Origin of the sequence: Williamsia herbipolensis (genome assembly GCF_036153515.1) — a bacterium.
GTDB classification, from domain to species: domain Bacteria; phylum Actinomycetota; class Actinomycetes; order Mycobacteriales; family Mycobacteriaceae; genus Williamsia_A; species Williamsia_A herbipolensis.
This window is the reverse complement of sequence record NZ_CP108021.1, coordinates 3,271,656-3,297,690: the sequence shown is the minus strand read 5'-3', so window position 1 is coordinate 3,297,690 and position 26,035 is coordinate 3,271,656. Positions and strand designations below refer to the sequence as shown.

The following is a 26,035-nucleotide window of genomic DNA, read 5'->3' as shown; positions in this document are numbered from 1 at the left end:
GCAATATTTCATAATCGACGTTATGGGCTCCGGATCGCCTGCTTGACAACACAATCGGTCGTCCGGTTACGCCGCCATTCTTCCGGGCGTGTCAGTCCAGCGCCACCCGGCCGCGACGAGTCCTGGATGCTCAAGTGGACTCCGGCGCGCTGATTGGCACCTAGGCGCCGACGGGACGCGAAACCGACATCGGCCAAGATGCAGCGCGGCCACGCTCGGTTTCTACGATACGAGACCGTATCGTATTTATGCTAGATTCCCTCAATGACCACCGCCTCCGCCTCAACGGAACCGCCGCGCGGCCGCCCTCGGGATCCGAGCCGCGACGAGGCGATCATCCACGCGACGATCAGCGTCCTCGTCCGTAGCGGCTACGACAACCTGACGATGGAGGGCGTCGCCGCCGAGGCAGGCGTCGGTAAGGCCACCATCTATCGCCGATGGAACACCAAGGCCGAACTCGTCATCGACGCGATGGCGACGCTCAAGCCCGTCGGCGGCACCATCGACACCGGAAGCCTCGACGAGGACATCGAGCAGATGGCCGCGGTATCGTGCAGCCGGCAATCGCAACGGCTGTTTCAGGTGATGACCAGTGTCTGCTCCGCTCTGTCCCGGGAGCCCGACCTGCTCGAGGCATTCCGGATCCGGTTCACCGAGCCCCGCATCGCGCGCCTGACCGAGATCCTCGAACGGGCCAGGTGCCGTGGTGAACTCGCCCCGCACATCGACGTGGCCATGGCGGCGAGCCTGCTCCCGTCGCTGATGCTGCATCGGGCACTCACGACCGGTCGGCCCGCCGGCCGCGCCTACGCCGAACAGATCGTCAGCACTGTCCTGCGACCGGTGCTCGGGCTTCCCGCACGCCCTTTGCCCCTCCACTCGAAAGACACCAGATGACCGAGCCGACACACACCTCCCCGAGCCGAAACGGCGGGATCGCCCTGGCGGTCATCTGCGTCGCGCAACTGATGGTGGTACTCGACGCCACCGTGGTGAACGTCGCGCTGCCGAGCATCCGATCCGACCTGAACTTCTCGGCGGCCAACCTGACCTGGGTCGTCACCGCCTACTCACTTGCCTTCGGCGGACTACTCCTCTTCGGCGGCCGTGTCGGCGACCTCTACGGGCGCCGGAAGATGTTCATGGTCGGCGTCGCGCTCTTCGCGGGCGCATCACTCCTGGGCGGATTCGCCACCAGCGAGGCCATGCTGATCATCGCCCGCGCGGCCCAGGGCGCCGGCGGCGCAATCGCAGCACCCACCGCGCTCGCACTGCTCGCCACCACGTTCACCGAACCGAAGGCCCGCGCACGCGCGTTCGGGGTGTTCGCGGCCATGGCCGCATCCGGCGGCGCTCTCGGTCTGCTGCTCGGCGGGGTTCTGACCGACTACGCCAGCTGGCGGTGGGCACTGTTCATCAACGCACCGATCGGCATCCTCGTACTCGTCCTGGCACCACGAGTACTCGCCGAATCGCAGGGATCAGGGACGAAACTCGATCTGCCCGGGGCGATCTCGGTCACGGCCGGGATGTCAATACTCGTCTACGGTCTGACCACGGCCGCCAGCGACGGCTGGGGGTCGACGACCACCGTCGTCACCCTTGCCGTCGCCGCGGCACTGCTGGCGGCCTTCGTCCTCGTCGAGCACCGTACGAGTCACCCTCTGATGCCGTTCCACATCTTCGCCGACCGCAACCGCACGGGTTCGTACCTGATCATGCTGTTCCTCGCCTCGGCGCTGTTCACAACGTTCTACTTCATGGCCCAATACCTGCAGAACGTGCATGGGTGGACTCCATTCGAAACCGGAATCGGGTTCCTGCCCATGCCGACGACGATCATGTTCATGTCGATCGTGGTGGTCCGGCGCCTCATCCCTCGCATCGGCGTCCGTCCGTTCCTGACTGTCGGCCCGATTCTCGCCCTCGCCGCGATGGTCTCGTTCACCCAACTCACCGTCAACAGCAGCTACTGGCCATTCCTCGGCTGCCTACTGCTGCTCGGCCTGGGCATGGGATGCAGCTTCGTGCCGCTGACCATGACCGCCGTCAACGGCGTCGCCCCGCACGAAACGGGTCTGGCCTCGGCCCTGCTCAACACCGGCCAGCAGGTCGGTGGTGCTGTCGGGCTCGCCGTCTTCGGGACCGTCTTCGCCCACGCGGCCTCTTCGCGCGGTGCCGAACTCGGGCCCGCCGCCCGCACAGCGGCTGGGCAAGCCGACATCTTCGTCGCCGGACAGCAACACGCCTTCCAGGCCGCGATCGTGGTGACAGCCCTGGCCCTCGTCGCATCGCTCACACTCATCCGCGTGAAAAAGGCCGCAACAACTGCGGCCCCGGGCACCCACACCGCCCAAACCGATTCTCCGGTCCACTGACCCTCCATTTTGCGTCGAGATTTTTGCTGTACCGAGCGCAGGTAGGAAGCCTGTTTGATGGTTGTAGCGGTGACTGTTCAGTGGGTACCCATCGGCGGCGAAGACCGTAGCCAGGTGTCGATCCCGATGGAGAACTTCACACATGGTGAACACCTCGCGCGGTATCCCTCTCATGGGCTCGGGGACCGCGTGCAGACCTAAGCTCGATCGGCGTTGTACTCCTCGTCGGTGACGGGATCGAGCCACTCGACAGCGTCGTTGTCGTCGTCGGACTCGTTGATCGCCAGGTGCACCATCAGCCGGTCGCCAGAGGCGCCGTGCCAGTGGATCTCGTTGGCCTCGAACAGCACGCGGTCACCCGGCCGGATGACCTCGATCGGTCCTCCACGACGCTGACAGAGTCCGACTCCCTCGGTGACGAACACGGTTTGCGACAGAGCATGCCGATGCCAGTGTGTCCGGGCGTTCGGCATGAAATGCACCAGGCTCGCCGACACTCGCGACGGCGGTGGTGACGCGGCGGCGGCATCGATGTACACGTCGCCGGTGAACCAGTCGGACGGACCTTTCGCTGTGGCGACGGCGTCGTCGCCGGTGCTGCTGCGGGTGATCTTCATAGTTGTTGTCTCTCTTGTCGAGTCACCGTGACACGGTGACGGTGATGGTGCCCGGTGTGCGGGCGAGTGCCGACAGGTCACCGTCGAGGCGCCCGAGGATCACGATCCCGTCGTAGTAGGACTGATCGCCGTAGTAGAGAACCAGATCGTTCCCCGGGGCGTAGTAGCCGAGGTCACCGACATCAGGGTCGGCCCCGGACGGCTCGGCGGTCGTCGACAGCGCACGGGGGAGACGGCCGGTCTTCTCCACTCCACCGTGATCGCTCATCTCGATGGTCACGGGGAGTTGGGACACCACGTCACGCGCCACGGCGGTATCGCGCAGTACGGCGGTCAGTCGCACACCGCCGGCGTCGATGACGAGTCGCTCGGCGGTGCCGGTCGATGGTGTCGCCGAACCGGTCACCGGTGACGGGTCAGGGGACGCAGACGCCGCGTCGGACCCCGCCGGGCCATTCGATGTCGAGCACGCGGCCAGCACCACGCCGACCGCCCATAAGCCACCCCACCGGCCGAGCATCGTCGCGAACGTCATTGCGCCACATACCCGCCGTCGACCGGCAATGCGACGCCGGTGATGTAACTCGCTGCGGGGCTGCACAACCAGAGAACGGCAGCGGCGATCTCGTCGGGGCGGCCGAGCCTTCCCATCGGGATGGCGGCTGTCATCGCATTCTTCTCCAATGCCCCCGTCGCGAGCATGTCGGCGACCATCGGGGTGTCAATGGTGCCGGGGCACACCGCGTTGATCCGCACCCCACGTGCGGCGTAATCCAGAGCAGCACTGGATGTCAGACCGATGACACCGTGTTTGGTCGCATGGTAGGACGCCAGTCCGGGATTGCCGACCAGTCCGCCGAGTGAGGAGCAGTTGACAATCGCGCCGCTCCCCTGCGCTCGCATCTGCCCCAACTCGTGCTTCATGCAGGCCCAGACGCCACGAAGATTCACCGACGCGACGCGGTCGAAGCTCTCGGCGGGTTCGTCGGCGGCATCGATCCGCGGGACCTGGATGCCCGCGTTGTTGAATGCGGCGTCGAGACGGCCGAACTCGTCGACCGTGCTGCGTACGAGCGAGGCAACGGACACCTCGTCCGCCACGTCGCACGTCACGCCGAGCACCCGGCGCCCGTCGGCGCGGAGCCGGTCGACCGAATCGCTGAGAGCGTTGGCATCACGGTCGGCCAACACCACCACAGCCCCCTGGGTGGCAAACGCGGCGGCCGTGGCGAAACCCACGCCCTTCGCAGCCCCGGTGACCAGGGCCACCTGTCCGGTGTAGTCCAGCGTGATCACGGGGTCACCATCACTTTCAGCGAGGTCCGATCGGCCATGTCCCGGTAGCCGTCTGGGACACCGTCGAGGTCGGTGGTGGCGTCGAAGACCTTGCCCGGTTCGATCGACCCGTCGAGGATCGGGGGCAACAACTCCTCCATGTAGGCGCGGCTCGGCGCTGGACCGCCGGTCAGGGTGATGTTGCCGCCGAAGATGCTGGCGAAGCCGACGGGGGCGTCCTCGTACTGCGGGACACCGACCCGGCTGATGGTCCCACCGGCGCGCACGACACCGAACGCCTGCTCGTAGGCGGGCATGTGGCCGACCGCCTCGAGGACCACGTGCGTGCCGAACCCGCCCGTGAGGTCACGGACGGCCTCGATCCCCTCCTCGCCGCGCGCCGACACCACGTCAGTCGCACCGAACTCCCGACCGAGATCGGTACGCGCCTGGTGGCGGCCCATCAGGATGATCTGCTCGGCGCCGAGGCGCTTGGCCGACAAGACAGCCAGCAATCCCACGGCGCCGTCGCCGATCACGGTGACCGTCGACCCCTCGTGCACTCCCCCGCGAACCGCTGCGTGGTATCCGGTGCCGAACACGTCAGAGATCGTCAGCAGCGAAGGGATCAACTCCGAATCCGCCGCGACGGGTAACGGGAACAGCGTTCCGTCGGCCAGTGGCACGCGAATGGCCTCGGCCTGACCGCCCTCACCGGGTAGTCCGTCCCAGAAGCCGCCGTGCTCGCACGAGGTCTGCAGACCGGCACGGCAGAACTGGCACGTCCCGTCAGAGAACGCGAACGGCGCGACCACCAGGTCACCTTTGCTCACGGAGGTGACAGCGGAACCGATGTCCTCGACGATCCCGATGAACTCGTGACCCATGTGCGCCGGCACCTGATCTGACCTCATCGACCCGTATGGGTGCAGATCGCTGCCACAGATGCACGATGCGGTGATCCGAACCACCGCATCGGTCGGCTCCGTGATCACCGAGTCGGGAACGTCCTCGATCCGGACGTCTCCGGCGGCGTACATCAGGGTTGCTTTCACTGTTGTCCTTCTCTCGATCGGTGACTCTGTACTGCTCCACGACACCGCTGCCGCATCCGGGATGGACGCGACCCCGTCTGGCTTCCGGGGGGCTGCGGTTGTCTCATGGCATCAACCCAACGCCGTCCGGCCCCGGCCGAGAAGTCCCTGCTGATGGGTGTACTCGCAGGGCACCCCATCGATGGTCGGACTCGTCGTAGGGTCGAATTCGTGGACAACCGAGGCGAGATCAAGGACTTTCTCACCACCCGACGCGGACGCATCCGTCCAGAGCAGGTCGGACTACCCGCCGGCTCCAACCGCCGCGTGCCGGGGCTACGGCGCAGCGAGGTCGCGACTCTGGCCGGCCTGAGTGTCGAGTACTACTCGCGCATCGAACGCGGCGACCTCGCCGGCGTGTCCGACGCAGTGCTCGCCGCCCTCGCCCGCACCCTCGAACTCGACGACGCCGAGCACGACCATCTCCTCGACCTCGCGCACGCAGCGACACCGTCTGCCCGCACCCGCCGACCACCACAACAGAAGTCGACGTCGATTCGCCCCGCGTTGCAGTCGATGCTCGACGCCATGACCGGCGCGGCGGCGTTCGTCTGCAACGCTTCGCAGGACATGCTCGCCACCAACCACCTCGCCCGCGGGTTGTACTCGGCGATGTACGACTCCGCGGAGCGACCGATCAATCACTCGCGCTTCATCTTTCTCGACCCGCGATCGCAGATCATCTACCCGAACTGGCAGCGCGCCGCCGACACAAACGTCGCCATCCTGCGAACCGAATCCGGCCGCCACCCACACGACCGCCGCCTCGCCCAGGTGATCGGTGAGCTGTCCATGCGGTCCGAGGAGTTCCGCGGCAGATGGGCCGCCCACCACGTCCGACGCCACGTGTCAGGAACGAAGACGTTCCGCCATCACATCGTCGGCGACATCGAGCTGGGCTTCGAGGCGATGCCACTTCCCGGAGACACCGGCCTCACCCTGACCGTGTACACCCCAGCCCCCAACTCGCCCGCCGAGGAAGCGATGCGCCTACTGGGCAGCTGGCTCGCGGACAACAACTCGCGAACCAGTCAAGACTCCACTAATCGGACATAATCCATTGCTATCGGTTCGCAGTATCTATTGCCCGCGAACTGATTTCGCGCTGCAACACGACTGGCGGACGTACCCCGCTGAGGATCAGTGCCGTCGGCTTCTCATCACAGTCAGGTGTCCATGAGATGGCTGATGGTGTCGCATGTCGGGCGCAGTACGTCGAGGAGTGCTTCTGCGTTGGCGATGCGGTGTTCGGGTGCGGAGACGGCGAGGGCGGCTCGCAGCGCGCCGTTGGACGCGGTGAGTGGCAGTGCGAGGCAACCGAAGTTGGGCTGGAATGCCCCGATCTGCGCGGCGTGGGTCGCCGGTGTCGATGGGTTCGTCTCGTAGGCGAGGAGGAGTCGGCCGACCGCGGATTCATTGTGGCTGTGCAGTATTCGTGCGGGGTCCGAGAGCGGGTAGTCGGGGTCGATGTCGAGGAGTGTGATACGTGCGCGCGGTGTTCCGGGTCTGAGGTATCCGAAGAGGTGCAGCCCGAATCGCAGTCCCGCGCGCGTTTCGTCGAGCACGGCCCGGACCTGTTCGGGCGCGGTGCTGCCTGCCGCTACTCCGATGAGTCGGTCTATTTTGTGTCCGAGTGCGAACCCTCCGAGGTCGGGTGTGCGGACGAGGTATTCCTCGGCGGTGAGCAGGTTGACGAGCCGGTAGGTGGTGGAGCGCGACAGGCCGAGGCTGTGGGCGAGGTCGCTGGCTGTGACGCCGGGCCCGGTTGCGGCGACCTCTTCGAGCAGTTCGAGAGCGTTGATGATCGACCGCGACCCGCCGTCGGATCCGAAAGTGGAGCTCATCGGGAAGGTGCTGAGCGTGGCCTGTGCCCGCTCCACAGGTCGCTGCGAGTTGGTGTCTCATGAATACCGATGCCGGCCAGTGCGGCGGGGCGCCGTACCCGGTAGACGACGTAGGCGATGGCCGCCGCAGCGAACCACCCGAGCGCGCCGAGGGCACCGAGGGCCCAGTCGGTGTCGAGGATGACCACGATGAACGTCACACCGATTCCACCGAACGCGACTGCGGCCATCGTGGAGATCGCGGTGACGATCGCTTGTGATTCGCCCATGCGTCGAAGGAAAACGGGTGCGGCAACACTGACCGAGACGTAGGACGCGATGAAGCCGATCACCGGTGCGGTCGCGAGTGCTCCGATTATCGAACCCAGATATACGCGGGTCAGGGCCATGGCCACCGGTGCCGTGACGATCACCGTCATCGAGGCGGCGATCGCGATCGTGGGGGTTTTTCGCTGCAGGTGCGTTTGTCCGACACGCGACGAGATGACCCCTTCCCGCGACAGGGAGAGCAGCAGTCGGGCGAGGGCGGTGACGCACGCCAGGGTGCAGGCCAGGAACGACGCCACGACGCCGAGGTCGACGACGGGTGCCAGCCAGCCGGCACCGATGCCCTGCACCAGGCGGTCGAGGTTGGCGTTCGACCCGGTCGGGATGGGATGCACCGCGCTGCGGCCGGCGGCCTGGGCAGCAGTGGCGATCAACACCACCACCGCGCCGATCACCAGGGACCCGCGGATCGCCGCCGGCACCGATCGAAGAGGATGGCGCGCTTCGACCGACAACGATGCCGCGCTCTCGAATCCGATGAGTGCACACGTCGCCAGAGCGACACCGGCAGCGAAGTTCGTCACCCCGCTCGGTGCGACGACGACGTCGGACAGATCGACCTGTCCCCGCACGGAGACGGCGACGACCAGGGCGACGATCAGCAGGATGGCCACGGCGACTGCTTCGACGACCAGGCTCACCCGTGCCGAGAGGCGGATCCCTCGCAGCAGCACCACCGAGCTGGCGGCCCCGAAACCCAGCAGGGTCACGACGAAAACCGCCGTCGGCGGCCGGTCGACACCCGCCGCACGTAGCGCGTACACGGCCGATTCGGTGAGCGTGAACATGGCCAGCGCCCCGTATCCGAGAATCATTGCGGCAGCGGTGAAGAACCCCGCTGCCGGGCCCAGACCTTTGGCTGCGTAGGTGTACAGCGCACCGGGTGCGGCCATCCGCGAGGAGAACTCGGTCAACACCCGCGCGACCAGCCCGGCGAGGAACACCGCCACGAGCAGGCTGCCCACCACCGCTGCACCCGATTGCGCGATCAGCAGCGGCACGGATGCACCCGCGGCGCATGGCGCCATCAACGACACCGATTGTGCGGCCACCTCGGCTTGACCGAGTGACCGACGATCCAGGCCTGCCAGCGGCGTGCGAGCGCCGTATGGTGCGGCGCCCGCGCGGCGGGCCGTGCGACTGCCCGACATGGCTCGGGACGCTAGGGATGCAGTGTTTCGCGGGTGTTACCCGGCGATGAGCCAGGCATGTCACCCACTGGGACGGCACCGGGATCGGTGTCCCAGAGGGAAATCGATGGTGTTACTCCCGCGCAATCGCCTGGCCCCAGTTCACCCCGAGGCTGAGTGCACACCGGTCGCCGTCCCATCAGCGATCACGCGTCCTTGTCGAAAGTTGAGCCTCATGTCCACAGATGTCGCGCCACCCGGTCCGATCGCCGCCGGCGCCAGCACCTCGGTTGCGCCCTCCGCCCTGTCCGGCACCCTCGGCGTCAGCTCCATCGTCTTCATGGTCGTCGCCGCGGCCGCACCGCTGACCGTCGTCGGCGGCGCCGTACCCATCGCAATCCTGCTGGGCAACGGCGCCGGCGTACCGATGATGTTCCTGGCGTCGGCGCTGGTGCTGCTGCTGTTCTCGGTGGGCCTGAGCACCATGTCGCGGTTCGTGCCCAAGCCTGGTGCCTTCTTCACCTACGTCGGCTACGGGCTCGGCCGTCCCCTCGGGCTGGGCACAGCACACCTCGCACTGCTGACGTACACGCTCATCCAGGCCGCGGTGTACGGCTACCTCGGCGGCGCACTGCAGTCGTCGATCACCGACCTCGGAGGGCCGTCAATTCCGTGGTGGGTATGGAGCCTCGCGGTCGTCGCCGTCACCGGCTTCCTGGGGTACCGCGACATCGAACTCAGCAGCAAGGTGCTCGGCATCCTGCTCGCCGCCGAGGTCGGCATCGTGGTGCTCCTCGACATCGCGGTGATCGTCAAGGGCGGCGACTCCGGCCTCGACGCCGACTCGTTCACGCCGAACCAGTTCATGTCCGGGTCCCCCGGCATCGGATTGATGTTCGCCGTCGCCGGTTTCATCGGCTTCGAGGCCACCGCCATCTTCCGCAACGAGGCCCGCGACCCCGACCGCACCATCCCTCGCGCCACGTATGCCGCCGTCGCCGTCATCGGCATCTTCTACACCCTGTCGTCATGGTCGCTGGTGCAGGCCTGGGGCGTGAACAACGTCGTCGCCGCGGCCGCCGCCGACCCGGCCGCGATGATCATGACCACCGCACAGAACTACCTCGGTGTGTGGGCGAACGTCACCGTCCACGTCCTGCTGCTCACCAGCCTGTTCGCCTGCGTCCTGAGCTTCCACAACGTGATCACCCGCTACCAGCATTCGATGGCCTCAGCGACCGCGATGCCCAAACGACTTGCTGTGGTGCACGATCGGCATTCGTCCCCGCATGTGTCGTCGCTGGTGCAGAGCGCCACTGCAGCGGTGCTCGTCGTGGTGTTCGCTGCCACCCGACTCGACCCCGAGCTGCAGGTGTTCGCGTGGTTCTCCGGCATCGCGACGCTGGGCATCGTGGTCCTCATGGCGCTGACCTGTCTGGCGGTCCTCGTCTACTTCCGCCGCAACCAGGCACCCGTCGGGGCGTGGCAGTCGACCATCGCACCGATCCTCGGACTGGCCGGCCTGGTGAGCATCCTCGTCATCCTGGTCAGCAACTTCACCACCCTGATAGGCGGTTCGGCGACACTGGCGAACATTTTCGTCGCCCTGGTGGTGGCGAGCGTCCTGCTCGGCGTCGTGCAGGCCCGCATCATCGCCCGCCGCAACCCGGCCGCCTACGACACCCTCACCGACTCCATCTCCCTCTAGAACGCACCGAGATCCGAAGAAGGAACATCATGACCACATTGGACACACCCACCCCCATCAGTACCGCCACGGCTGTTCTGGCCAGTCTGACCGCGGATGAGATCCGTTCCGCGCGTGCTTTGCTCGCCGACGCAGGTGCGCTCAGCGCGACCACCCGGTTCGTGTACCTGGGTTTCGACGAGCCGGACAAAGCGGATGTCCTGGCACATCAGGCCGGTGAGGCGCCTGCACCGAGTCGTTGCGCGCGGGCGCTGCTCCTCGACATCGCGACCGGCGAGACGAAAGACGCACTCATCGACCTCACCGCGCAGAAGGTGTCCGTCCGCGAGATCGACGCAGCCGTGGGCCAAGTACCCATTCTCGACGAGGAATTCGAGATCGTCGCCGAGTTCCTCGCGACCCAGCCGCGGTGGATCGAGGCGCTGACCAAACGTGGCATCGACCCGGCGACAACCGTTGCGGTGCCGCTGTCGGCGGGCAGCTACGACCTCCCCGGCGAGGAGGGAAGACGGATGGTGCGCTCGTTCGCCTTCGTCATGGACCACCCGAAGGACCACCCGTGGGCCCACCCGGTCGACGGTTTGTGCGCCTACGTCGACATCATCGGCCGCGAGTTGGTCGACCTCATCGACTACCGCACCTACGAGGTCCCGAAGGAGTCGGGCAACTTCGACGACCCCGCGGTCGCCGGCCCGCCCCTGGAGGGCCTCAAGCCGATCGAGATCACCCAGCCCGAGGGACCGAGCTTCACCGTCGACGGCGAACACATCGAGTGGGCCAACTGGAAACTCGACATCTCCTTCGACGCCCGCGAGGGATTGATCATGCGGCAGCTGAGCTACCTCGATCGCCCGGTGATGTACCGGGGATCGATCAACGAGATGGTCGTCCCCTATGGCGACCCGTCACCGAACCGGTTCTGGCAGAACTATTTCGACACCGGCGAATACGTCTACGGGCGATACACCAACTCGTTGACGCTGGGATGCGACTGCCTCGGCGAGATCCACTACTTCGATGCGGTGCTCGCCGACGAGCAGGGCAGCCCGAAGGTGATCAAGAACGCGATCTGCATGCACGAGGAGGACTACGGCACGCTGTGGAAGCACACCGACATCTTCACCGGTTCCTCTGAGGTCCGACGGCAGCGCCGTCTGGTGATCAGCTTCTTCACGACCGTCGGGAACTACGACTACGGCTTCTACTGGTACCTGTACCTCGACGGCACCATCGAACTCGAGGCCAAGCTCACCGGTGTCGCCTTCACCGCCGCCTACCCGCCGGAGGGCTCGGACTACCAGAGCCACGTGGCCCCTGGTCTCGGTTTGCCGTATCACCAGCACCTGTTCAACGCCCGCCTCGACATGACGGTCGACGGCGTCGCCAACGCGGTCGACGAGATCGACGCGGTGACGGTGCCGGTCGGCGACGACAACCCGTGGGGCAACGCGTTCACCATGCGTGCGAACAGGATCGGGTCCGAACGCGACGGCGTGCGTCGCGCCAACGCCGAGGTGGGTCGCACCTGGCACATCACGAGCACCGAGAAGACCAACCGGATGGGGGCGCCGACCAGCTACGCGCTGCACGCGCAGCAGTCGCCGACGCTGCTGGCCGATCCGTCGTCGTCGATCGCCCGACGCGCCCCGTTCACCACCAACCAGGTATGGGTCAGCCGCTACGACGTCAATGAGCGTTACGCTGCAGGCGATTTCGTGAACCAGAGCGACGGATCGCAGGGGGTGGCCGGCTACATGGCGGCCGACCGCCCGCTCGACGGCGAGGACCTCGTCGTGTGGCACACATTCGGACTCACCCACTTCCCCCGAGCCGAGGACTGGCCTGTCATGCCGACCGACTACGCCGGGTTCACGCTCAAGCCCTACAACTTCTTCGACGCCAACCCGGTCATGAACGTCCCGGCGTCGACGTCCGCGCATTGCGCCCATGGCTGCGCGTGAACACATCCCAGAGGTATCGGCACCCCACGATCGCCACCTCTGGGGTGGTCGGCTCGCGGTAGCACTGGCCGTCGGCTCACTGACCACGCACATCTGGATGCTGCTCACCATGCCGATGGCGATCGGTGTGCACCTGATGACCATCGCGATGTCCGTGGGCTGCCTGTGGTGCGGAATCCGGTTGACGCACAACCCGCGAGTCCGCGAATGGGCCATGTCAGCCGCCATGGCTGCAGCCATGATCGCCGCGCACCTCGCTGTCACCGGACCGCACCACAGCCACCACCCGATGGCACCGGACATGACCGAAAGCGCCGGCGGCAGCACTGCCATGACCGCAGCGCTGGGCCTCGCACTGACGGAGCTGATCATGGCCGTCGCGGTCATCTGGATTCTCACCCCCGAACCCACCACCACAACAGAAGTCGTACAACGTCTTCCACGTTCGGCTGCACCCGTGCCGCACAGCGTTGTCGACTCCGCCACCCCGCTGATCGCCAGAGAGAACACACGACCATGAAGAAGTTGCTGTCCACCGCGGTCATCGCGGCGACCGTTCTCGCTGCACCGGTGCTCACTCCGGCGGCCTCGGCAGCACCGGCCTCCGAAATACACCCGGACTGGTCAGGGCTCGACGCACGCGACTACTCCGGACCCATTCCCGATCAGCACGGAACGCTGATCACCTCGGTGCCCCTGTCGCCGCGGATCGCTCGGACCGACTTTCCACGCAACCCCACGCCGACCCGTTTCCTCTACAGCGCAGCAACCCAACACTCGGCGAGCGGACTGTCGACCGCACTTCTCTATCGCCCGTCTCGACCGGCCCCGCCCGGCGGCTATCCGATCGTGGCGTTCGCCCACGGCACCTCGGGGATCGCTGACGAATGCACCCCGTCGGCCAACTCCTACCGCCCGAACATCGCGATCGAGGCCGACTTCCTGCAGCGACTCCTCGACGCCGGGTATGCGGTGGTGGCCACCGATTACGCCGGCGCGGGCACCCCGGGAACGCAGAGCTACGTGAACACCGACGTCGAGGGCAAGAACGTCATCGACAGCGTCATCGCTGCGCGCGCGTTGGGTGTGCCCCTGGCACACCGCTGGGCCGTGGCCGGGTATTCCCAAGGCGGTGGCGCCGCGGTCGGAGCCGCGCACGTCGTCTCGGCCTACGCCCCACACGAGCGGCCAGGCTATCGAGGCGCGATCTCACTCGCCGGCCCGGCGAACCTGGAACTGCTTCTGCCGTTGCTGGGGCCGGGAGTGCTGCCCGTCAACGTCGACGCTGTCAATCCGCGTTCACCCTGTATGTGGCGCTTGCGTTGACGTCGCTCCGCGAAGCGCACCCCGAACTCCACCTGAACTCGTATCTGACGGCGCAGGGCAGACGAATCCTCGACGAGGCGGCCGAGACCTGTCTGTCCGACATCAACGACCTCGGCGAGTTCAACCATCTCGTCCTCGGCGATCTGTTCGCGCGTCCGCTGGGTACCGTTCCCGGCTTGGCCGCCACCATCAGGGCGATGGCCGGATCACCGACCGTCGGTGTGACCGGACCCCTGCTGCTCATGCAGGGCCTCATCGACACCGACGTGCCCCTGACAACCTCGAATGTGACAACCGCGCCGGCGCTACGGGCCAACGGCACGAACGTCGAGGTCGTCATCACACCCGCCGACACCCACCTCACCCTCATCCAGCACGCGGTCCCCGACACCCTGCGGTTCCTGTCCCGCAACCTCGCACCCGTCACGCGCCCCGCCCGATAGGAACGGGTCCCACGTCTACCCGGCCGGGACCGGGTAGACGTCAGGGCGTCAACAACTCCAGGGAAACCTCGAACGCTGCATCCACCCGGGCCCGGTCGCCGGTGATCAGAAGGTCGAGCTGCAGCCCGCGCGCCTGGGCGAGGAACAACGTGGCCCGAGACACCGCGTCCGCACGGCTCCACCCCTCTGCGGTGAGCGACTCGATCAAGATCGCCAGCCATGAGTGCACCAGCGAGGTGGACAGACTTCGCGGATCCAACCCACCGTTCCCGCGCCCGCCGGCGAGCTCGAACAACAGCAGGAACTGTCGCTGGTGACGGGGGTCGCACAGGGTGTGCCACAGCCCTCGGGCGAGATCGCCGATCGAGGTGGTGCCAGTCGGATCGGCATGGCTGTCGAGCTCACGAGCCAGGCCATCCCGTAGATGCTCCGCCACCTCGGCCAACAGTTGATCCTTGGAGGCGAAGTGCCGCAACAGCGTCGCATGCGTCACCCCGACGCCGTCCGCGAGCGGCCGCAGCGACAGACCCGCCATCCCGTGTTCGAGCACGTACTCGGTCACCGCCTCGAGCAGCTGCGGCCGCCGATCCCGGAACCGCACCGTCCGGCCGTCGACCCGGCCTGTCGAATCCACGCCGTCTCCCGCTTGATCCATACGCAGATAGTAGAACCAAACGGTTATGCGAACCGATCGGTACTGCTATATTCGCGCTACTCGCCACGCCACAAGGAGCGCACATGCTGCTGGACAGAACCTCGAACCGATACTCGTTCGCCGTGCGTTACCTGGCGCGTCGGGTCCTGAAGCCGTCGCGGCCGGCGTCACTGGCCGAGGCCGGCTTGTTCACCGGCGCGCCGCAACACGAGACGTTCGCGAGCATGGACAACCTCGCCCCCATCAGACGGATGCCGGCGTCGTCGACACCGACGAGTTGGCCCGTCGGCCCACCCCTCACACTCCCCCCGACCTACGAATTCGCCGGCAGGGAACGCTCGAGTGAACAGTTCTTGACCGAGACCGACACCAGCGCATTGCTCGTCATCGTCGACGGAGCCATCCGCCTCGAGCGATACCTGCTCACCGGCGGACCGAGTGTGCGGTGGTTGTCGATGTCGGTGGCCAAGAGCTTCATCTCAGCGCTGGTCGGTATAGCCCTGCAGGAAGGCCACATCGCCGCCACCGCGGACGCCATCAGTGACTACGTTCCCGTGCGACCCGGATCGGCCTACGACGGCGTCAGCATTCTCGACGTGCTGCAGATGTCGTCCGGAGCGCGCTGGAACGAGGACTACAACGACCCACACTCCGACATCCACCGCCTCACCCAGGCAATGATGGGACGACACGGCGGCCTCGACGGGTTCGTCGCACGCATGGCCCCACAACACCCACCACAGTCGGTGTGCCGGTACAACTCCGGTGAAACCCAGATCTTGGGCGCGTTGATCGCCCACGCCACCGGCCGCACCGTCGCCGACTACATGACCGAAAAACTCGTCGAACCCCTCGGCTTCGAAACCCCCGGTTTCTGGGTCACCGACATGCGTGGCACCGAAATGTCCTACGGCGGATTGAATTTGACCGCTCGCGACTTCGCCCGACTGGGCGAGTTGTACCGCAACAACGGAACATGGCACGGCCGATCGATCGTCGACCCCGCGTGGGTCCACGACTCCACCACCATCGACGCACCCATCCGCGAGGCCGGCCACCCCATCGTCGGCGACCACGCCATCGACCTCGGATACGGCTACCAATGGTGGATCCCCGCAGGCCACCACGGCGACTACTGCGCAATCGGCGTCCTCAACCAACTTGTATACGTCAACCCCGCCACCAAAACCACCATCGTCAAACTCTCCGCCAACCGTGCATACGGCACATCCACCGAAGAAACCACCAACCGTGACCTGGAGAACGTCGAATTCCTGCGCTGGATCGCGCGAACCATCTAGACCCGCCCTAAGACGCTCAGGGGCGGGCATTTCGAAATTAGTGGCCGCGAAGTCGACCGCAGGAGTGACAGCGGGCGCCGGCCCCTACCGCGCCGCTTACGACAAATCGATGGCCGCGAGCGACGCATCCACGTCCTGCGCGCCCAGCACCGCGCTGCGGACGATGTAGCCCTGACAGAAGGTGAGCATCGCCAGCGCCGTGGCGGGCGCAGTTGCAGGCTCACGTCCCTCGGCGATGAGCCAGCGCTCGGCGGCGGCGGCGAACGCACGCTCGATGTCGCTCATCCGCCGCTGCACGATCTCCCGCATCGTGGCGTCAAAGGCCGCCTCGCCCCAGAATTGCACCACGGTCGCGAACGGGATGCCGGCCTGCTCCAGGCCGATCAGCCACCGCCGCACGACGTCGCGCGGGGGACGTGCCGGCTCGTCGTCCGGCATGGCGAGCAGGCTGAGCCGTTTCCCGATCACCTCGGCCGCGACCAGCTCGATCAGCTCGTCCTTACGCGCGAAGTGTGAGTAGACCGAACCGGCGGACAGGCCGGCCTCCTCGATGATGTCGGCCATCGTCAGGTCGTTCAGCGCTCGCCGACGCAACACGCGCAGGGCCGCAGCGACGATCTCATCCCGACGTGCCTGGCGATACGCGTCACTGACTCGAGGCATACGACGAAGCCTAACCTAGGCTACTCTCCAAACAGAACCGTCATTCTGTTTAAGGAGTAACGCCATGAGCACCACCATCAACCGCACCCGTCCCACGGCCGCCGTCGGTTTCGGAGTCGTCGCCGGCCTCGTCGTCGCGCTCGTGGTCCTGGCCTTCCTCTGGCCCATTGCCACCTCGGAGCCGCGCGACCTCCCGGTGGGCGTCGTCGGCGCGGCGCTTCCACAGGGGGTCGAGCTGCCTGTTGACGCCACGTCCTACAACACCCGCGCCGACGCAGTCCAGGCCATCAAGGAGCGAAAGGTGTCCGGCGCCTACATACTCGACCAGGCCGCGCCGGAGGTGTTGATCGCCGGGGCCGGTTTGGCGTCAGGCACCGCGGTCATCGAGAAGGTCGGTGCCCAGCTGACCGCCGCCCAGGGAAAGACCCCGGCCGTCACCGACGTGGTCCCGCTCGCCTCTGGCGATCCGACCGGCACCGGTCTCGGCGCAATGGGGTTCCCGCTGGTCCTGGGCGGCATCGTCGGCGGCGTCCTGGTCTCGTCGCTCGTCACCGGCCTGAGGCGCAGACTCCTCGCCCTCGGCGTGTACGGCGTCGCCGCCGGCCTCCTGGCCGCCGTGGTGACCGGACCCGTGCTCGGCATCGTCGCGGGCTCGTTCTGGGCGGACGCCGTGGTCCTCGGGGTCGCGATGCTCGGCACCGCCTCGGCGGTTGTGGGCCTCAACGCCCTGCTCGGCGCCGCGGGTACCGGCGTGGGCGCCGCCATCACCATGCTGCTCGCGAACCCGATCTCGGGCGGGGCCACACCGCACCAGTTCATCACCGGCCCCTGGGGCGAGATCGGCCAGTACTTCGTCCCCGGCGCCTCGCAGAGCCTCTTCCGTGAGGTCAACTACTTCCCCGCTGCATCAACCCTGCACGAGTGGCTCGTCCTGATCGCCTGGATCCTCGGCGGCGTAACTCTTTCGGTCGCTGCGCATTTCCGGAGATCGGCACCGGTGGACGTCCCCGTCGGCGACCGCGAGGAGGCGTCCAGCATCGCCTGAAGGCTGCCGCACCGTTCCCGGTGAGGGCTTCGCTCGGTTTCAGTCGACTGTTTCTCCGCAGAGAACGTCCAGGCTCTCCACCACGATCCGAATCCTGTCGGGGCTCAGACGGTGGAGTCGCCGAGCCAGAACAGGTGTGATTCGCGCCCCGATGTCATCGGTCGTCTGCACACCGTGATCGGTCAGTCGGATCCGTGACCGGCGCGAGTCCGCGGCATCGATCTCCCGAGTCACCAGGCCGGAGTCGGCAAGCTTGGACAGTGCCCTGCTGAGAACGGACGGGTTGAGACCGAGGTCGCTCACGAGATCACCCGGACTGTCGACGCCCATCTTCACCGTGCGCAGCACCAGGAAATCCACGAGGTCCAGGTGTGCGGCGGCTGCGACGTGCACCCGGGCGTCGGCCACGACCAACTTGTTCAGTCGGTAGAGCGCATCGAGCAGCTGCAGCTCGGGGGCGTCGGTGTCAGCCATGGGAGAAATCTAACATTCAATGATTATTGACATGCGTCAACTATTGCGGGTTGGGTGTGGGTATGACTGATGACAGCGCCACCACACCGGGCCGGATCGATTTTCACCACCACTTCATGCCGACCGCCATGCTCACCTCAGGTTTGTTCGGCGACACCACCGGCTGGAAATTCCGCGACGAGGACGCGTGGTCACCGCAGGTCAGTGTGGACTTCATGGATCGCCTGCAGATCGACACCGCGATCCTGTCCGTGCCCAACGATGTGGAAGCACGGCTGCCGGAAGACAAGCGTCATCACTTCGCTCGCGAGGTGAACACCTTGTCTCGTCAGGCGGCCGACGACCACCCCGGACGCTTCGGGCTGTTCGCGCATCTACCGACCCCGACCGACACCGACGCCGCACTGGAGGAACTGACCTACGCATTCGACGTGTTGGGAGCCGACGGCGTCACCCTGACCAACGTCTACGGCACCGGGGATGAGGCCCGGTCCCTGGGCGACCCGATCTTCGAGCCACTGTGGGCTGAACTCGATCGCCGAAACGCGCTGGTGTTCCTGCACGGCGAGCAGACGCCGGGCAGCAATCGGGCCCCGAGCAGGTTCCTACCCACCCCGATCAGCGAGACTCCGAACGAGACCTACAAAGGCGCAGCCGATCTGGTGACCAGCGGACGCAAACGGCAGTATCCGAACGTGCGGATCATCCTCGCCCATTCGGGCGGCAGCACGCCCTATCTGGCTGCCCGCGTCGCCGCTCTGTGCGCGTTCCACCTCGACTGCGAACTGACTGCAAACGAGATCCTTGCCGACTTCCGGACGTTCTACTACGAGACCGCACTGTCAGGATTCGAGACGAATCTGGTGGCGCTCGAGAATTTCGTCGACCCGAGCCACATTCTGTTCGGCACCGACTTCCCTGCCGCCAACCCGCGCACCGCCGGCTGGTTCACCGACAACGTCGACGGGTACTTTGCGACACGTCCCGCGATGCTCGCGAAGGTCATGCACGACAACGCCTTCAGTCTCGTGCCCCGGCTGAGCGCCGCAGCCCCCGCGCACCGGTGAACCTCGACTGCCTGCGGAGCCGTCAGTTCAGCGCGGGGTAGCGGGGGTCGGCGTCGGAGCGTGCCTCGTACAGGTCGAAGTACGTGGGAGCGATCTCGGCTGCCGATGTGCCGGGTTGTCCGGATCCGATCCACACGCTGATCGCGAGATGCGCTGCGTACACCCCGTGTTCAGAGAGCACGTTGTGCAGGTTGAGAACCCAGTTGCGCAAACCGGCCGACGCGATGTTGATGTTCGCCATGGCCGGTGACGGCTCCACCGACCCACCTCCGGCGGTGATGATGATGGCGCCGGTTCTGGCGGCGATCATGTCGTCGACGACCTGCTTCACCACATGTATCGCGCTGAAGTAGAAGTCGAGCTGTGGCTGAAGATTGGCCGGCGTGACCTCCAGGACGCCGGCGACGGGCAGGCTGGTGTCGGCCGCCGAGAACTCGAGAACATCGACAGTTCCGAGGGTTTCACGGATCTGGGCGAATGCCGCGGTGATCGACTCCGCGTCGAGCAGGTCAGCAGTGAAGGCGGTCGCCGCGATCCCCTCGCCGTTGAGCACGTCGGTGAGGGAATCCAGCTTTGCACGATCACGGGCGACGAGCGCGACGGTGAAACCGTTCCGGCCGAACACGCGGGCGATCTCCAGACCCATCCCTGGCCCGGCACCGACTATGACAATCAACGTCACGTTCTCACCCCTGGATGGTTACTGTTTGTGTGCAACCACATCGTCTGTGTGTTTCACCGTCGCCACAAGAAGGCACATTCGTGTTCGTGAGGAGCGCCCATGTCCACCAGCGAGAACGCAACGCTCACAAACGACGCCACCCTGCCCGGCCCGTGCGAGGGGTGGGGCGACGATGCACCGTTGATCCGCAGCATCCTCGACCGTGTCGGAGACAAGTGGGGCATTCTCGTGATCGCCGTTCTCCGTGACACACCGATGCGATACAAACAGTTGCACCGCAGCGTCCCTGGCATATCCCAGCGGATGCTCACCCTCACCCTGCGCCACCTCGAGCGCGACGGTCTCGTGACACGCACCGTCTACCCCGAGGTACCGCCGCGCGTCGACTACGCCCTGACTCACCTCGGTGTCTCACTCCTCGAACACGTACTGGGCATGGCGATGTGGGCGTCAGAACACACCGGCGAGATCCGACACCACCGCGACGCATTCGACCAGCGGCAATCAGGAACAGCCTGAGAACGCATGGCCCCCAGCGCGCCGGTTTCCACGAAAGGGACGTCATGCCCCGCACGATCGCCTGGTCCGAAGGGACCTGGACACATGAACCCGCCGCCGTCGCGGTCGACGATGACGGGATGCGGGTCACCGCCCACGAGGGCAGTGACGCCTGGCGCATCACCTCCTATGGCTTCATCCACTCCTCAGAGCACGCACTACTGGCCCCATTGCCGCTCGAGACCGCCGTCGAGGTGCAGTTCCGCCTCGACTTCGTCCACCAATTCGACCAGGCCGGCATCTTCGTCAAGATCGACGACACATCGTGGATCAAAGCCGGCATCGAGGTCAGCGACGGCGAGACCAGCCTGGGCGCCGTTGTCACCCAGGGCACCTCGGACTGGTCGCTGCGTCCGGTGACCGAATGGTCCGGGCATCTGGTGACCATCCGCGGCAGCCGGTCCGGCAATGCGCTCACCGTCCGCGCCCGCGTCGACGACGATCCCTGGCAACTCGTTCGAGTAGCACCTTTGGACCCAAACGCCGACGTGACAGCGGGGCCGTACTGCTGTGCGCCGCTGAACGCCGACCTGACCGTTCACTTCACGTCATGGCGAACCACCCCGGCCGACGCCAGCCTCCATCCCGAGCCTTGAGATTGAACCGCGCGGAACACAGTTCAGCGGTTAATTGCTGATCAAGCGGCCCGATGCCCTCCGCTGATAGCCCCATCGGCGGGTGAGCAGCGACTGAACACGGCGTCGGCTAACGTCAGATCGATGTCGACGCTTGACCCTGATGTCCTGCAGGCGCAGTACTTCATCGTCGAGTTCGAGCGTGCCTGCGACGTGCTCGTCGTTCAGACCGACAAACTCGAGTCACTTAAGAACTCCCAGGTTGCAACCCGACGACGACGCGGTGGGCTTTACGACCTGCGCCGTCAGATCGCCGCAATGCGCGCACGGTTCGCCGATCAGATCTGACGCTGCGCATGCCGCCGCTGCACTGAGCAGTCGCGCTCGAACAGGTGCATCACGTTGCCCTGGGCTTCGGCGAGGATCTATACCTCGATGTGCCGAGGCTCGATAACCGCCTACTCGAGGAGCACCGTCACATCAGCGAACGCCGACTCCGCCTCCCGCGCGGCGGACTCGATGGCCTCACGCAGACCGGTCGGGTCGGCCACCCCGGGCACACCGCGACCGCCACCACCGGCGACCGCCTTGACGAACACCGGGAACGTCATTGACTCTGCGGCCTCGCGCGCACACGCGAGATCGGTGTTTCCCGAGACGAATCCGTATCCCGGGTGGATCGCGTCGGCCCGGTGAGACGGAGGCGTCGACGTTCTCCTCCACCGACAGGTAGTTGCGCACCGGGTAACCCTCGTCACCGATCTGATACGACTCGTCGGCCTTGGTGCGATGCACCGAGTTCCGGTCCTCGAACGGTACACCGCGACGGTGGTGACACCGAGCTCGTACGCCGCTCGGAATGCACGGATGGCGATCTCGCCACGGTTGGCCACCAACACTTTCGAAAACATCTGTGGAGGCCTTTCGATCCCGATTTCGCTGCATCGGGTTTGTGACGGATCGGGCGGGTTGAACTCCACACGCGACCGCATCGCGCACACGAGCAGCAGGGCGGACGCGGGTTGCGTCCGCCCTGCTAGTCGTTGTGGCGGTCGGGTGCTCTACGCGGGTACTGGGCTGCCGCGGTGAATTTCGTCGAGATCGCGGGGGCGGGCTTGGGTGCCGTCTCCGGGATCTTTGTGGAATTGACCGTTTTTCATGATCCCGACGATCTTTGTCTGGTCCTGCAGGACGGTGATGTCGGCGATCGGATCGCCGTCGATCAGGATCAGATCGGCAAAGAATCCGGCTTTGACCTGCCCGAGCTCGTCGGGAAGCCGCATGATCTGTCCGCCGAGCGCGGTCGCCGACAGTAACGCTTCCTTCGGCGTGTAGCCGAGGAGGTCGACGAAATGTTGCAGGTCGCGGGCGTAGGTGCCGTGCGGCGTCCATGCGAAGCCGTAGTCACCGCCGGGAAGGACCCGGATGCCGCGTTCCTTCATCTTCTTCAGTCCGTCGATTGCGCACTCGAGTTCGTGCTTGTAGCCGGCGGCCTCGGCGGCCTCGGGCGGGTAACCGAAATCGGCGGCGTCCTGCAGGGTGGCCACCAGCCAGTTGAGTCCGGGCGCGACGAAGATCTCGTCCTTCTTGGCCTCGAGCATGTCGAGGCCCTCTTCGTCGACGAACGATGCGTGGTAGATGATGTCGACCCCATTGCGCAGCGACATCTTCACCGACTCCCCCGAGCGGGCATGGGAGCAGACGCGTAGGCCACGTCGATGCGCTTCGGTGGTGGCGGCAAGTGTTTCCTCGTCGGAGAAGTAGTTGTCCTCGGCGTGCTGGTTGCCGGTGATCTCCTCCCCCGACATCGACAGCTTCACCAGATCGGCACCCATCTCGACGTTGCGGCGGACCTGCTTGCGCATCTCCTCGGGGCCGTCGGCAAACGCGGTGATGCCATCGACGAGAGCGCCGCCGGTGACAGCGATCTCCTGACAGTTCGCCAGATACCGGGGCCCGGGGATCTGGCCGTCGTTGATCGCGTTGCGGATCACCACGTCCAGACGCGGTTTGGCCGCTGCCGCTCCGACACACATGGTGTAGCCGGAGTCGATATAGGTCTGCGCCGACCGCGCGCAGAGCAGGGTGTGTTCCTCGACGCCCATGGTGCCCAGGCCGGGTAGGTCAGCGGAGTTGACCCACGAGAAGTGGGTATGGGCATCGCACAGGCCCGACATGAGGAACTTGCCCTGGCCGTCGATGACGCGTGCACCCTCGCGGGGGAGGTCCCCGGATCCGGGACGAACGGCGGCGATGTGATCACCACGGACCAGGACTTCGCCGTCGAAGGGGTCGGACCCCGACGAGTCGAAGATGCGGACGTTGGTGAACAGAACGAGGGTTTCGTGGGGCTGAGCAGACGGCATCGTCTGTGTCCTTTCTCGAGGTGGATCAGGGCTTGGCCAGGAAGTCCTGGAGCCGGTGGGTGACGGAGGTCGGGTCTTCCAGGGAATGCCAGTGCCCGACACCCTCAAGGACGTTGAGTTGCGCGTTCGGGAAGGTCGCGAGGAGTTCTTCGTTGACCGCGACCGGGCTGACTTTGTCGGCGTCGCCGGTGAGTAGCAGGACCGGCACCGAGATCGACGCGAAGTCGGGCTCGACGGCGGCCGCGAGGGCTTCGCAGGCGAAGGCGTAGCCGGCGGGGTCCTGTCCCAGTAGCAGCTCACGCACTGCCGTCACGGCGACCGGTCGGCCCTCGTGGGTGGTCGGTGAGAGTGCCGCACCGAGAATGGTGTCGGCGACCGCGGACATCCCGCCCTCCCGCACAGCCCGGGCCCGGGCCCGGGTAGCGGTCTTGGCTGCGTCCGGTTGCGCCTTGACCGGCCCCAGCAGGGCAACCTTGCTCACCCGGTCGGGGTAGGTCGCAGTGAACGTGGTGGCGACCAGGGTTCCCATCGAGTGCGCCACCAGTACCGCGGATTCGATGCCGTGGCTGTCGAGGAGCGCCTTGAGCTCGTCGACCCAGCCGGCAATGCTGTTCGGGCCGGCCACCGGGGAGCGACCATGCCCGGAAAGGTCATAGCGCAATACCGTGTTGTTCTCGGCGAGCGCTGCGACCTGCGGCTCGTACACGGTGGTAGCACCACCGAGCCCGTGGATGAGCACCACGGCGGGCCCGCTGCCGGTCTTTTCCACGAACAAGCGGCTCGATCCCGCGGCGACGAGGTGGTCCGGATCGGCCGGAGTACCGATGACGTTGCGCAGCTCACCGAGCCCGGGCGCGGAGATCACGACTTCGTCCCCGACCGTCAGGTATTTCGGCGGATCGAAACCAATACCCACCCCGACCGGGGTGCCGGTTGCGATCACGTCGCCGGGCTCGAGAGTTATTCCGGCCGATAAGGTTTCAATGATCGTGGGCACGTCGAAGATCAGCTGCGCGGTGTTGGCGTCCTGACGCAGTTCACCGTTGATGCGGGTCTGGAGCTGTAGGTCGTCGATGTCGATCTCGTCGGCAGTCACCGCCCACGGCCCGAGGGGGCAGAACGTGTCGAGGGACTTGCCGATGAACCACTGCTTGTGATCACGCTGCAGATCACGCGCGGTCATGTCGTTGATCAGCGTGTAGCCCCACACGTGATCCAGGGCGTCGGCTTTACTCACTTTGGACGCGCGCCTACCGATGATGACCCCGATCTCACCCTCGTAGTCCAGTGCCGAGGTGATGTCGGTGTGCGGGTCGATGGCGTCACCGGAGGCGATGACCGTCGCAGCGGGTTTGGTGAACACCACCGGGTGCTCGGGGACGTGTTGGCCATCAGCGGAGCCGGTTGCGTCGAACCCGCTCTTGGCGAATTCTGCGGCGTGCTCGCTGTAGTTGCGGCCGACGCAGAACACATTGCGGTGCGGCACGATCGGCGCCAGCAGTGTGCCACCCACCGCAGCGGTGTCAGGCGTGAGTCGGCCGAGGCCCCCTGAGCCGGCGGCGATGATCTGCTGCAGTTCGGTGATGGCTTCGCCGGTGTCGGCGAAGCGGACAGCGCGAGCGGCCCCATTGTCGTCCACGGCGCACAGCTGCGGCCCGTGTTGTCCTTCTATTCGCGCGAAACGCACAGAACCTCCCAAACCAATATGGACCAAACCGGGTATCGGCTCGTATTGGTTACGATAGGTCGACTTGGTGTGACCGTCAACACTCGCCTGCCAGCAATGTGACCTGGATTATCAATGGGCCCATGGCTTACGATTGGTTCAAATTGGTTAGGCAAGGGATCGGAGTTCAGCGGTGACGGTTGCGGTCGGCGTAAACGCAGTAGCTCTTCGTCATGTCGAGGCGCTCGTCGAAAGCGGGCAGTTCGGTCCGGGCGACAAGTTGCCCACCGAGCGTGAGTTGTCAGCGGCAGCCGGAGTGTCGAGAGCGGTGATACGTACCGCTCTGGACGCTTTGGAAGATCGCGGTGTGGTCGTTCGTCATGTCGGCCGCGGAACATTCCTGACCCCCCAGGCCCCGACGGAGATCGAGGTGGCTGAGCACCCAAGCCCCGCCGAGATCATGGCGTCCCGGTTCGTCTTCGAACCCGAACTGCTACCCCTTGCAGTCGGCGCTGCCACCCGCGCCGATATCGATGAGATGCATCGCTGTCTGCGCGGTGGCGAAGCCGCTTCGACGTCTGAAGAGTTTGAGCGCTGGGATACGTTGCTGCATCACAGTTTCGCGCTGGCGACCCACAACGTGGTGTTGATCAACATGAGCCGCCTCCTGATCGACAGCCGCAGCCAACCGATCTGGGGATCACTCAAACGCCGCAGCTTTAATCCCGAACTCAAGAACTGCTACTGCACCGAACACGAGAACATCGTTGCTGCTCTCGAAGATCGCGATCCCCAGGCTGCGGGGGCGGCCATGCACGAACATCTACGGCACGTGCGCACGACTCTCCTCGGGCCGAGTAGCTAGGGCGACCTGTCG

The 26,035-nt window shown here is 65.9% G+C and carries 28 protein-coding genes; 15 read left to right on the top strand and 13 right to left on the bottom strand.

Annotation, left to right across the window (positions count from 1 at the left end; all coding sequences use genetic code 11):
• The first annotated feature begins 264 nt into the window (after positions 1–264).
• Both OG579_RS15145 and OG579_RS15140 read left to right on the top strand, forming a co-directional pair.
• A complete protein-coding gene (locus OG579_RS15145) occupies positions 265–900 on the top strand; it encodes a TetR/AcrR family transcriptional regulator (RefSeq protein ID WP_328856619.1) in 636 nt (211 codons plus the stop codon).
• Positions 897–2,381: an MFS transporter gene (locus OG579_RS15140; RefSeq protein ID WP_328856618.1), complete on the top strand. Its 1,485-nt coding sequence runs from the start codon at positions 897–899 to the stop codon at positions 2,379–2,381. The genes OG579_RS15145 and OG579_RS15140 overlap by 4 nt, the downstream gene beginning before the upstream one ends.
• A 197-nt stretch (positions 2,382–2,578) precedes the next feature.
• Here the strand turns inward: OG579_RS15140 and OG579_RS15135 are convergent, their stop codons facing one another.
• Genes OG579_RS15135 through OG579_RS15120 form a run of 4 tightly spaced genes read right to left on the bottom strand, consistent with a single transcriptional unit; the run spans position 2,579 to position 5,328 of the window.
• Positions 2,579–2,998: a (R)-mandelonitrile lyase gene (locus OG579_RS15135; protein WP_328856617.1), complete on the bottom strand. Its 420-nt coding sequence runs from the start codon at positions 2,996–2,998 to the stop codon at positions 2,579–2,581.
• A gap of 22 nt (positions 2,999–3,020) precedes the next feature.
• Positions 3,021–3,533, bottom strand: a complete 513-nt coding sequence (locus OG579_RS15130) for a cyclophilin-like fold protein (protein ID WP_328856616.1) — start codon at positions 3,531–3,533, stop codon at positions 3,021–3,023.
• Positions 3,530–4,294, bottom strand: a complete 765-nt coding sequence (locus OG579_RS15125) for a glucose 1-dehydrogenase (protein ID WP_328856615.1) — start codon at positions 4,292–4,294, stop codon at positions 3,530–3,532. Before OG579_RS15125 ends, OG579_RS15130 begins: the two co-directional genes overlap by 4 nt.
• Positions 4,291–5,328 (bottom strand): zinc-binding dehydrogenase, encoded by a 1,038-nt coding sequence (locus OG579_RS15120; RefSeq protein WP_328856614.1) that lies wholly within the window; start codon positions 5,326–5,328, stop codon positions 4,291–4,293. The genes OG579_RS15125 and OG579_RS15120 overlap by 4 nt, the downstream gene beginning before the upstream one ends.
• A gap of 210 nt (positions 5,329–5,538) precedes the next feature.
• Between OG579_RS15120 and OG579_RS15115 the strand changes: the two genes are divergently transcribed.
• Complete coding sequence (locus OG579_RS15115; protein WP_328856613.1) at positions 5,539–6,423, top strand: helix-turn-helix transcriptional regulator; 885 nt, start codon at positions 5,539–5,541, stop codon at positions 6,421–6,423.
• Between the two features lie 110 nt (positions 6,424–6,533).
• Here the strand turns inward: OG579_RS15115 and OG579_RS15110 are convergent, their stop codons facing one another.
• Both OG579_RS15110 and OG579_RS15105 read right to left on the bottom strand, forming a co-directional pair.
• The gene (locus OG579_RS15110; RefSeq protein WP_328856612.1) at positions 6,534–7,211 is read right to left on the bottom strand and encodes a helix-turn-helix domain-containing protein; all 678 of its coding nucleotides are present in this window, start codon (positions 7,209–7,211) and stop codon (positions 6,534–6,536) included.
• Positions 7,208–8,689, bottom strand: a complete 1,482-nt coding sequence (locus OG579_RS15105) for an APC family permease (RefSeq protein WP_328856611.1) — start codon at positions 8,687–8,689, stop codon at positions 7,208–7,210. Before OG579_RS15105 ends, OG579_RS15110 begins: the two co-directional genes overlap by 4 nt.
• Positions 8,690–8,903: 214 nt before the next feature.
• Between OG579_RS15105 and OG579_RS15100 the strand changes: the two genes are divergently transcribed.
• The 5 genes from OG579_RS15100 (at position 8,904) to OG579_RS15080 (ending at position 14,106) form a co-directional block, all read left to right on the top strand.
• Positions 8,904–10,376 carry an APC family permease gene (locus OG579_RS15100; RefSeq protein ID WP_328856610.1) on the top strand — a complete coding sequence of 491 codons (1,473 nt, stop codon included), beginning with the start codon at positions 8,904–8,906 and terminating at the stop codon, positions 10,374–10,376.
• Between the two features lie 29 nt (positions 10,377–10,405).
• Positions 10,406–12,337, top strand: coding sequence for a primary-amine oxidase (locus OG579_RS15095; RefSeq protein WP_328856609.1), 1,932 nt, complete (start codon positions 10,406–10,408; stop codon positions 12,335–12,337).
• 97 nt (positions 12,338–12,434) lie between these two features.
• Positions 12,435–12,857, top strand: coding sequence for a hypothetical protein (locus OG579_RS15090; protein ID WP_328856608.1), 423 nt, complete (start codon positions 12,435–12,437; stop codon positions 12,855–12,857).
• Positions 12,854–13,663: an alpha/beta hydrolase family protein gene (locus OG579_RS15085; RefSeq protein WP_328856607.1), complete on the top strand. Its 810-nt coding sequence runs from the start codon at positions 12,854–12,856 to the stop codon at positions 13,661–13,663. The genes OG579_RS15090 and OG579_RS15085 overlap by 4 nt, the downstream gene beginning before the upstream one ends.
• Positions 13,660–14,106 (top strand): alpha/beta hydrolase, encoded by a 447-nt coding sequence (locus OG579_RS15080; protein ID WP_328856606.1) that lies wholly within the window; start codon positions 13,660–13,662, stop codon positions 14,104–14,106. Before OG579_RS15085 ends, OG579_RS15080 begins: the two co-directional genes overlap by 4 nt.
• Positions 14,107–14,146: 40 nt before the next feature.
• Here the strand turns inward: OG579_RS15080 and OG579_RS15075 are convergent, their stop codons facing one another.
• Positions 14,147–14,668 (bottom strand): TetR/AcrR family transcriptional regulator, encoded by a 522-nt coding sequence (locus OG579_RS15075; protein WP_328856605.1) that lies wholly within the window; start codon positions 14,666–14,668, stop codon positions 14,147–14,149.
• 176 nt (positions 14,669–14,844) lie between these two features.
• On the opposite strand from OG579_RS15075, the gene OG579_RS15070 reads away from it, so the two are divergent.
• Positions 14,845–16,062: a serine hydrolase domain-containing protein gene (locus OG579_RS15070; RefSeq protein ID WP_328856604.1), complete on the top strand. Its 1,218-nt coding sequence runs from the start codon at positions 14,845–14,847 to the stop codon at positions 16,060–16,062.
• A gap of 96 nt (positions 16,063–16,158) precedes the next feature.
• On the opposite strand, the gene OG579_RS15065 is transcribed toward OG579_RS15070, so the two are convergent.
• Positions 16,159–16,725, bottom strand: coding sequence for a TetR/AcrR family transcriptional regulator (locus OG579_RS15065; RefSeq protein WP_328856603.1), 567 nt, complete (start codon positions 16,723–16,725; stop codon positions 16,159–16,161).
• Between the two features lie 64 nt (positions 16,726–16,789).
• On the opposite strand from OG579_RS15065, the gene OG579_RS15060 reads away from it, so the two are divergent.
• Positions 16,790–17,770, top strand: a complete 981-nt coding sequence (locus OG579_RS15060) for a hypothetical protein (RefSeq protein WP_328856602.1) — start codon at positions 16,790–16,792, stop codon at positions 17,768–17,770.
• Positions 17,771–17,809: 39 nt separating this feature from the next.
• Here OG579_RS15060 and OG579_RS15055 read toward each other — a convergent pair whose 3' ends face one another.
• Entirely contained in the window at positions 17,810–18,244 is a 435-nt protein-coding gene (locus tag OG579_RS15055) for a MarR family winged helix-turn-helix transcriptional regulator (protein ID WP_328856601.1), read from the bottom strand.
• Positions 18,245–18,306: 62 nt separating this feature from the next.
• Here OG579_RS15055 and OG579_RS15050 point away from each other — a divergent pair, with 62 nt between their 5' ends.
• A complete protein-coding gene (locus OG579_RS15050) occupies positions 18,307–19,311 on the top strand; it encodes an amidohydrolase family protein (RefSeq protein WP_328856600.1) in 1,005 nt (334 codons plus the stop codon).
• Between the two features lie 22 nt (positions 19,312–19,333).
• Here the strand turns inward: OG579_RS15050 and OG579_RS15045 are convergent, their stop codons facing one another.
• Positions 19,334–19,993, bottom strand: a complete 660-nt coding sequence (locus tag OG579_RS15045; RefSeq protein WP_328856599.1) for an SDR family NAD(P)-dependent oxidoreductase — start codon at positions 19,991–19,993, stop codon at positions 19,334–19,336.
• 99 nt (positions 19,994–20,092) lie between these two features.
• On the opposite strand from OG579_RS15045, the gene OG579_RS15040 reads away from it, so the two are divergent.
• From OG579_RS15040 to OG579_RS15030, 3 genes are all read left to right on the top strand, one after another.
• Positions 20,093–20,512 carry a winged helix-turn-helix transcriptional regulator gene (locus OG579_RS15040; RefSeq protein WP_328856598.1) on the top strand — a complete coding sequence of 140 codons (420 nt, stop codon included), beginning with the start codon at positions 20,093–20,095 and terminating at the stop codon, positions 20,510–20,512.
• A gap of 44 nt (positions 20,513–20,556) precedes the next feature.
• The gene (locus OG579_RS15035; RefSeq protein ID WP_328856597.1) at positions 20,557–21,147 is read left to right on the top strand and encodes a DUF1349 domain-containing protein; all 591 of its coding nucleotides are present in this window, start codon (positions 20,557–20,559) and stop codon (positions 21,145–21,147) included.
• A gap of 123 nt (positions 21,148–21,270) precedes the next feature.
• On the top strand, positions 21,271–21,474 hold the full coding sequence (locus tag OG579_RS15030) for a hypothetical protein (RefSeq protein WP_328856596.1): 204 nt from the start codon (positions 21,271–21,273) through the stop codon (positions 21,472–21,474).
• A gap of 110 nt (positions 21,475–21,584) precedes the next feature.
• Here the strand turns inward: OG579_RS15030 and OG579_RS15025 are convergent, their stop codons facing one another.
• The 3 genes from OG579_RS15025 to OG579_RS15015 form a co-directional block, all read right to left on the bottom strand.
• A complete protein-coding gene (locus OG579_RS15025; RefSeq protein WP_328859254.1) occupies positions 21,585–22,037 on the bottom strand; it encodes a biotin carboxylase N-terminal domain-containing protein in 453 nt (150 codons plus the stop codon).
• Between the two features lie 150 nt (positions 22,038–22,187).
• Complete coding sequence (locus OG579_RS15020; RefSeq protein ID WP_328856595.1) at positions 22,188–23,492, bottom strand: metal-dependent hydrolase family protein; 1,305 nt, start codon at positions 23,490–23,492, stop codon at positions 22,188–22,190.
• Between the two features lie 25 nt (positions 23,493–23,517).
• Positions 23,518–25,179, bottom strand: a complete 1,662-nt coding sequence (locus tag OG579_RS15015) for a bifunctional fumarylacetoacetate hydrolase/alpha/beta hydrolase family protein (RefSeq protein WP_328856594.1) — start codon at positions 25,177–25,179, stop codon at positions 23,518–23,520.
• Positions 25,180–25,351: 172 nt separating this feature from the next.
• Between OG579_RS15015 and OG579_RS15010 the strand changes: the two genes are divergently transcribed.
• Positions 25,352–26,023 (top strand): FadR/GntR family transcriptional regulator, encoded by a 672-nt coding sequence (locus OG579_RS15010; RefSeq protein WP_328856593.1) that lies wholly within the window; start codon positions 25,352–25,354, stop codon positions 26,021–26,023.
• Positions 26,024–26,035: the final 12 nt, after the last annotated feature.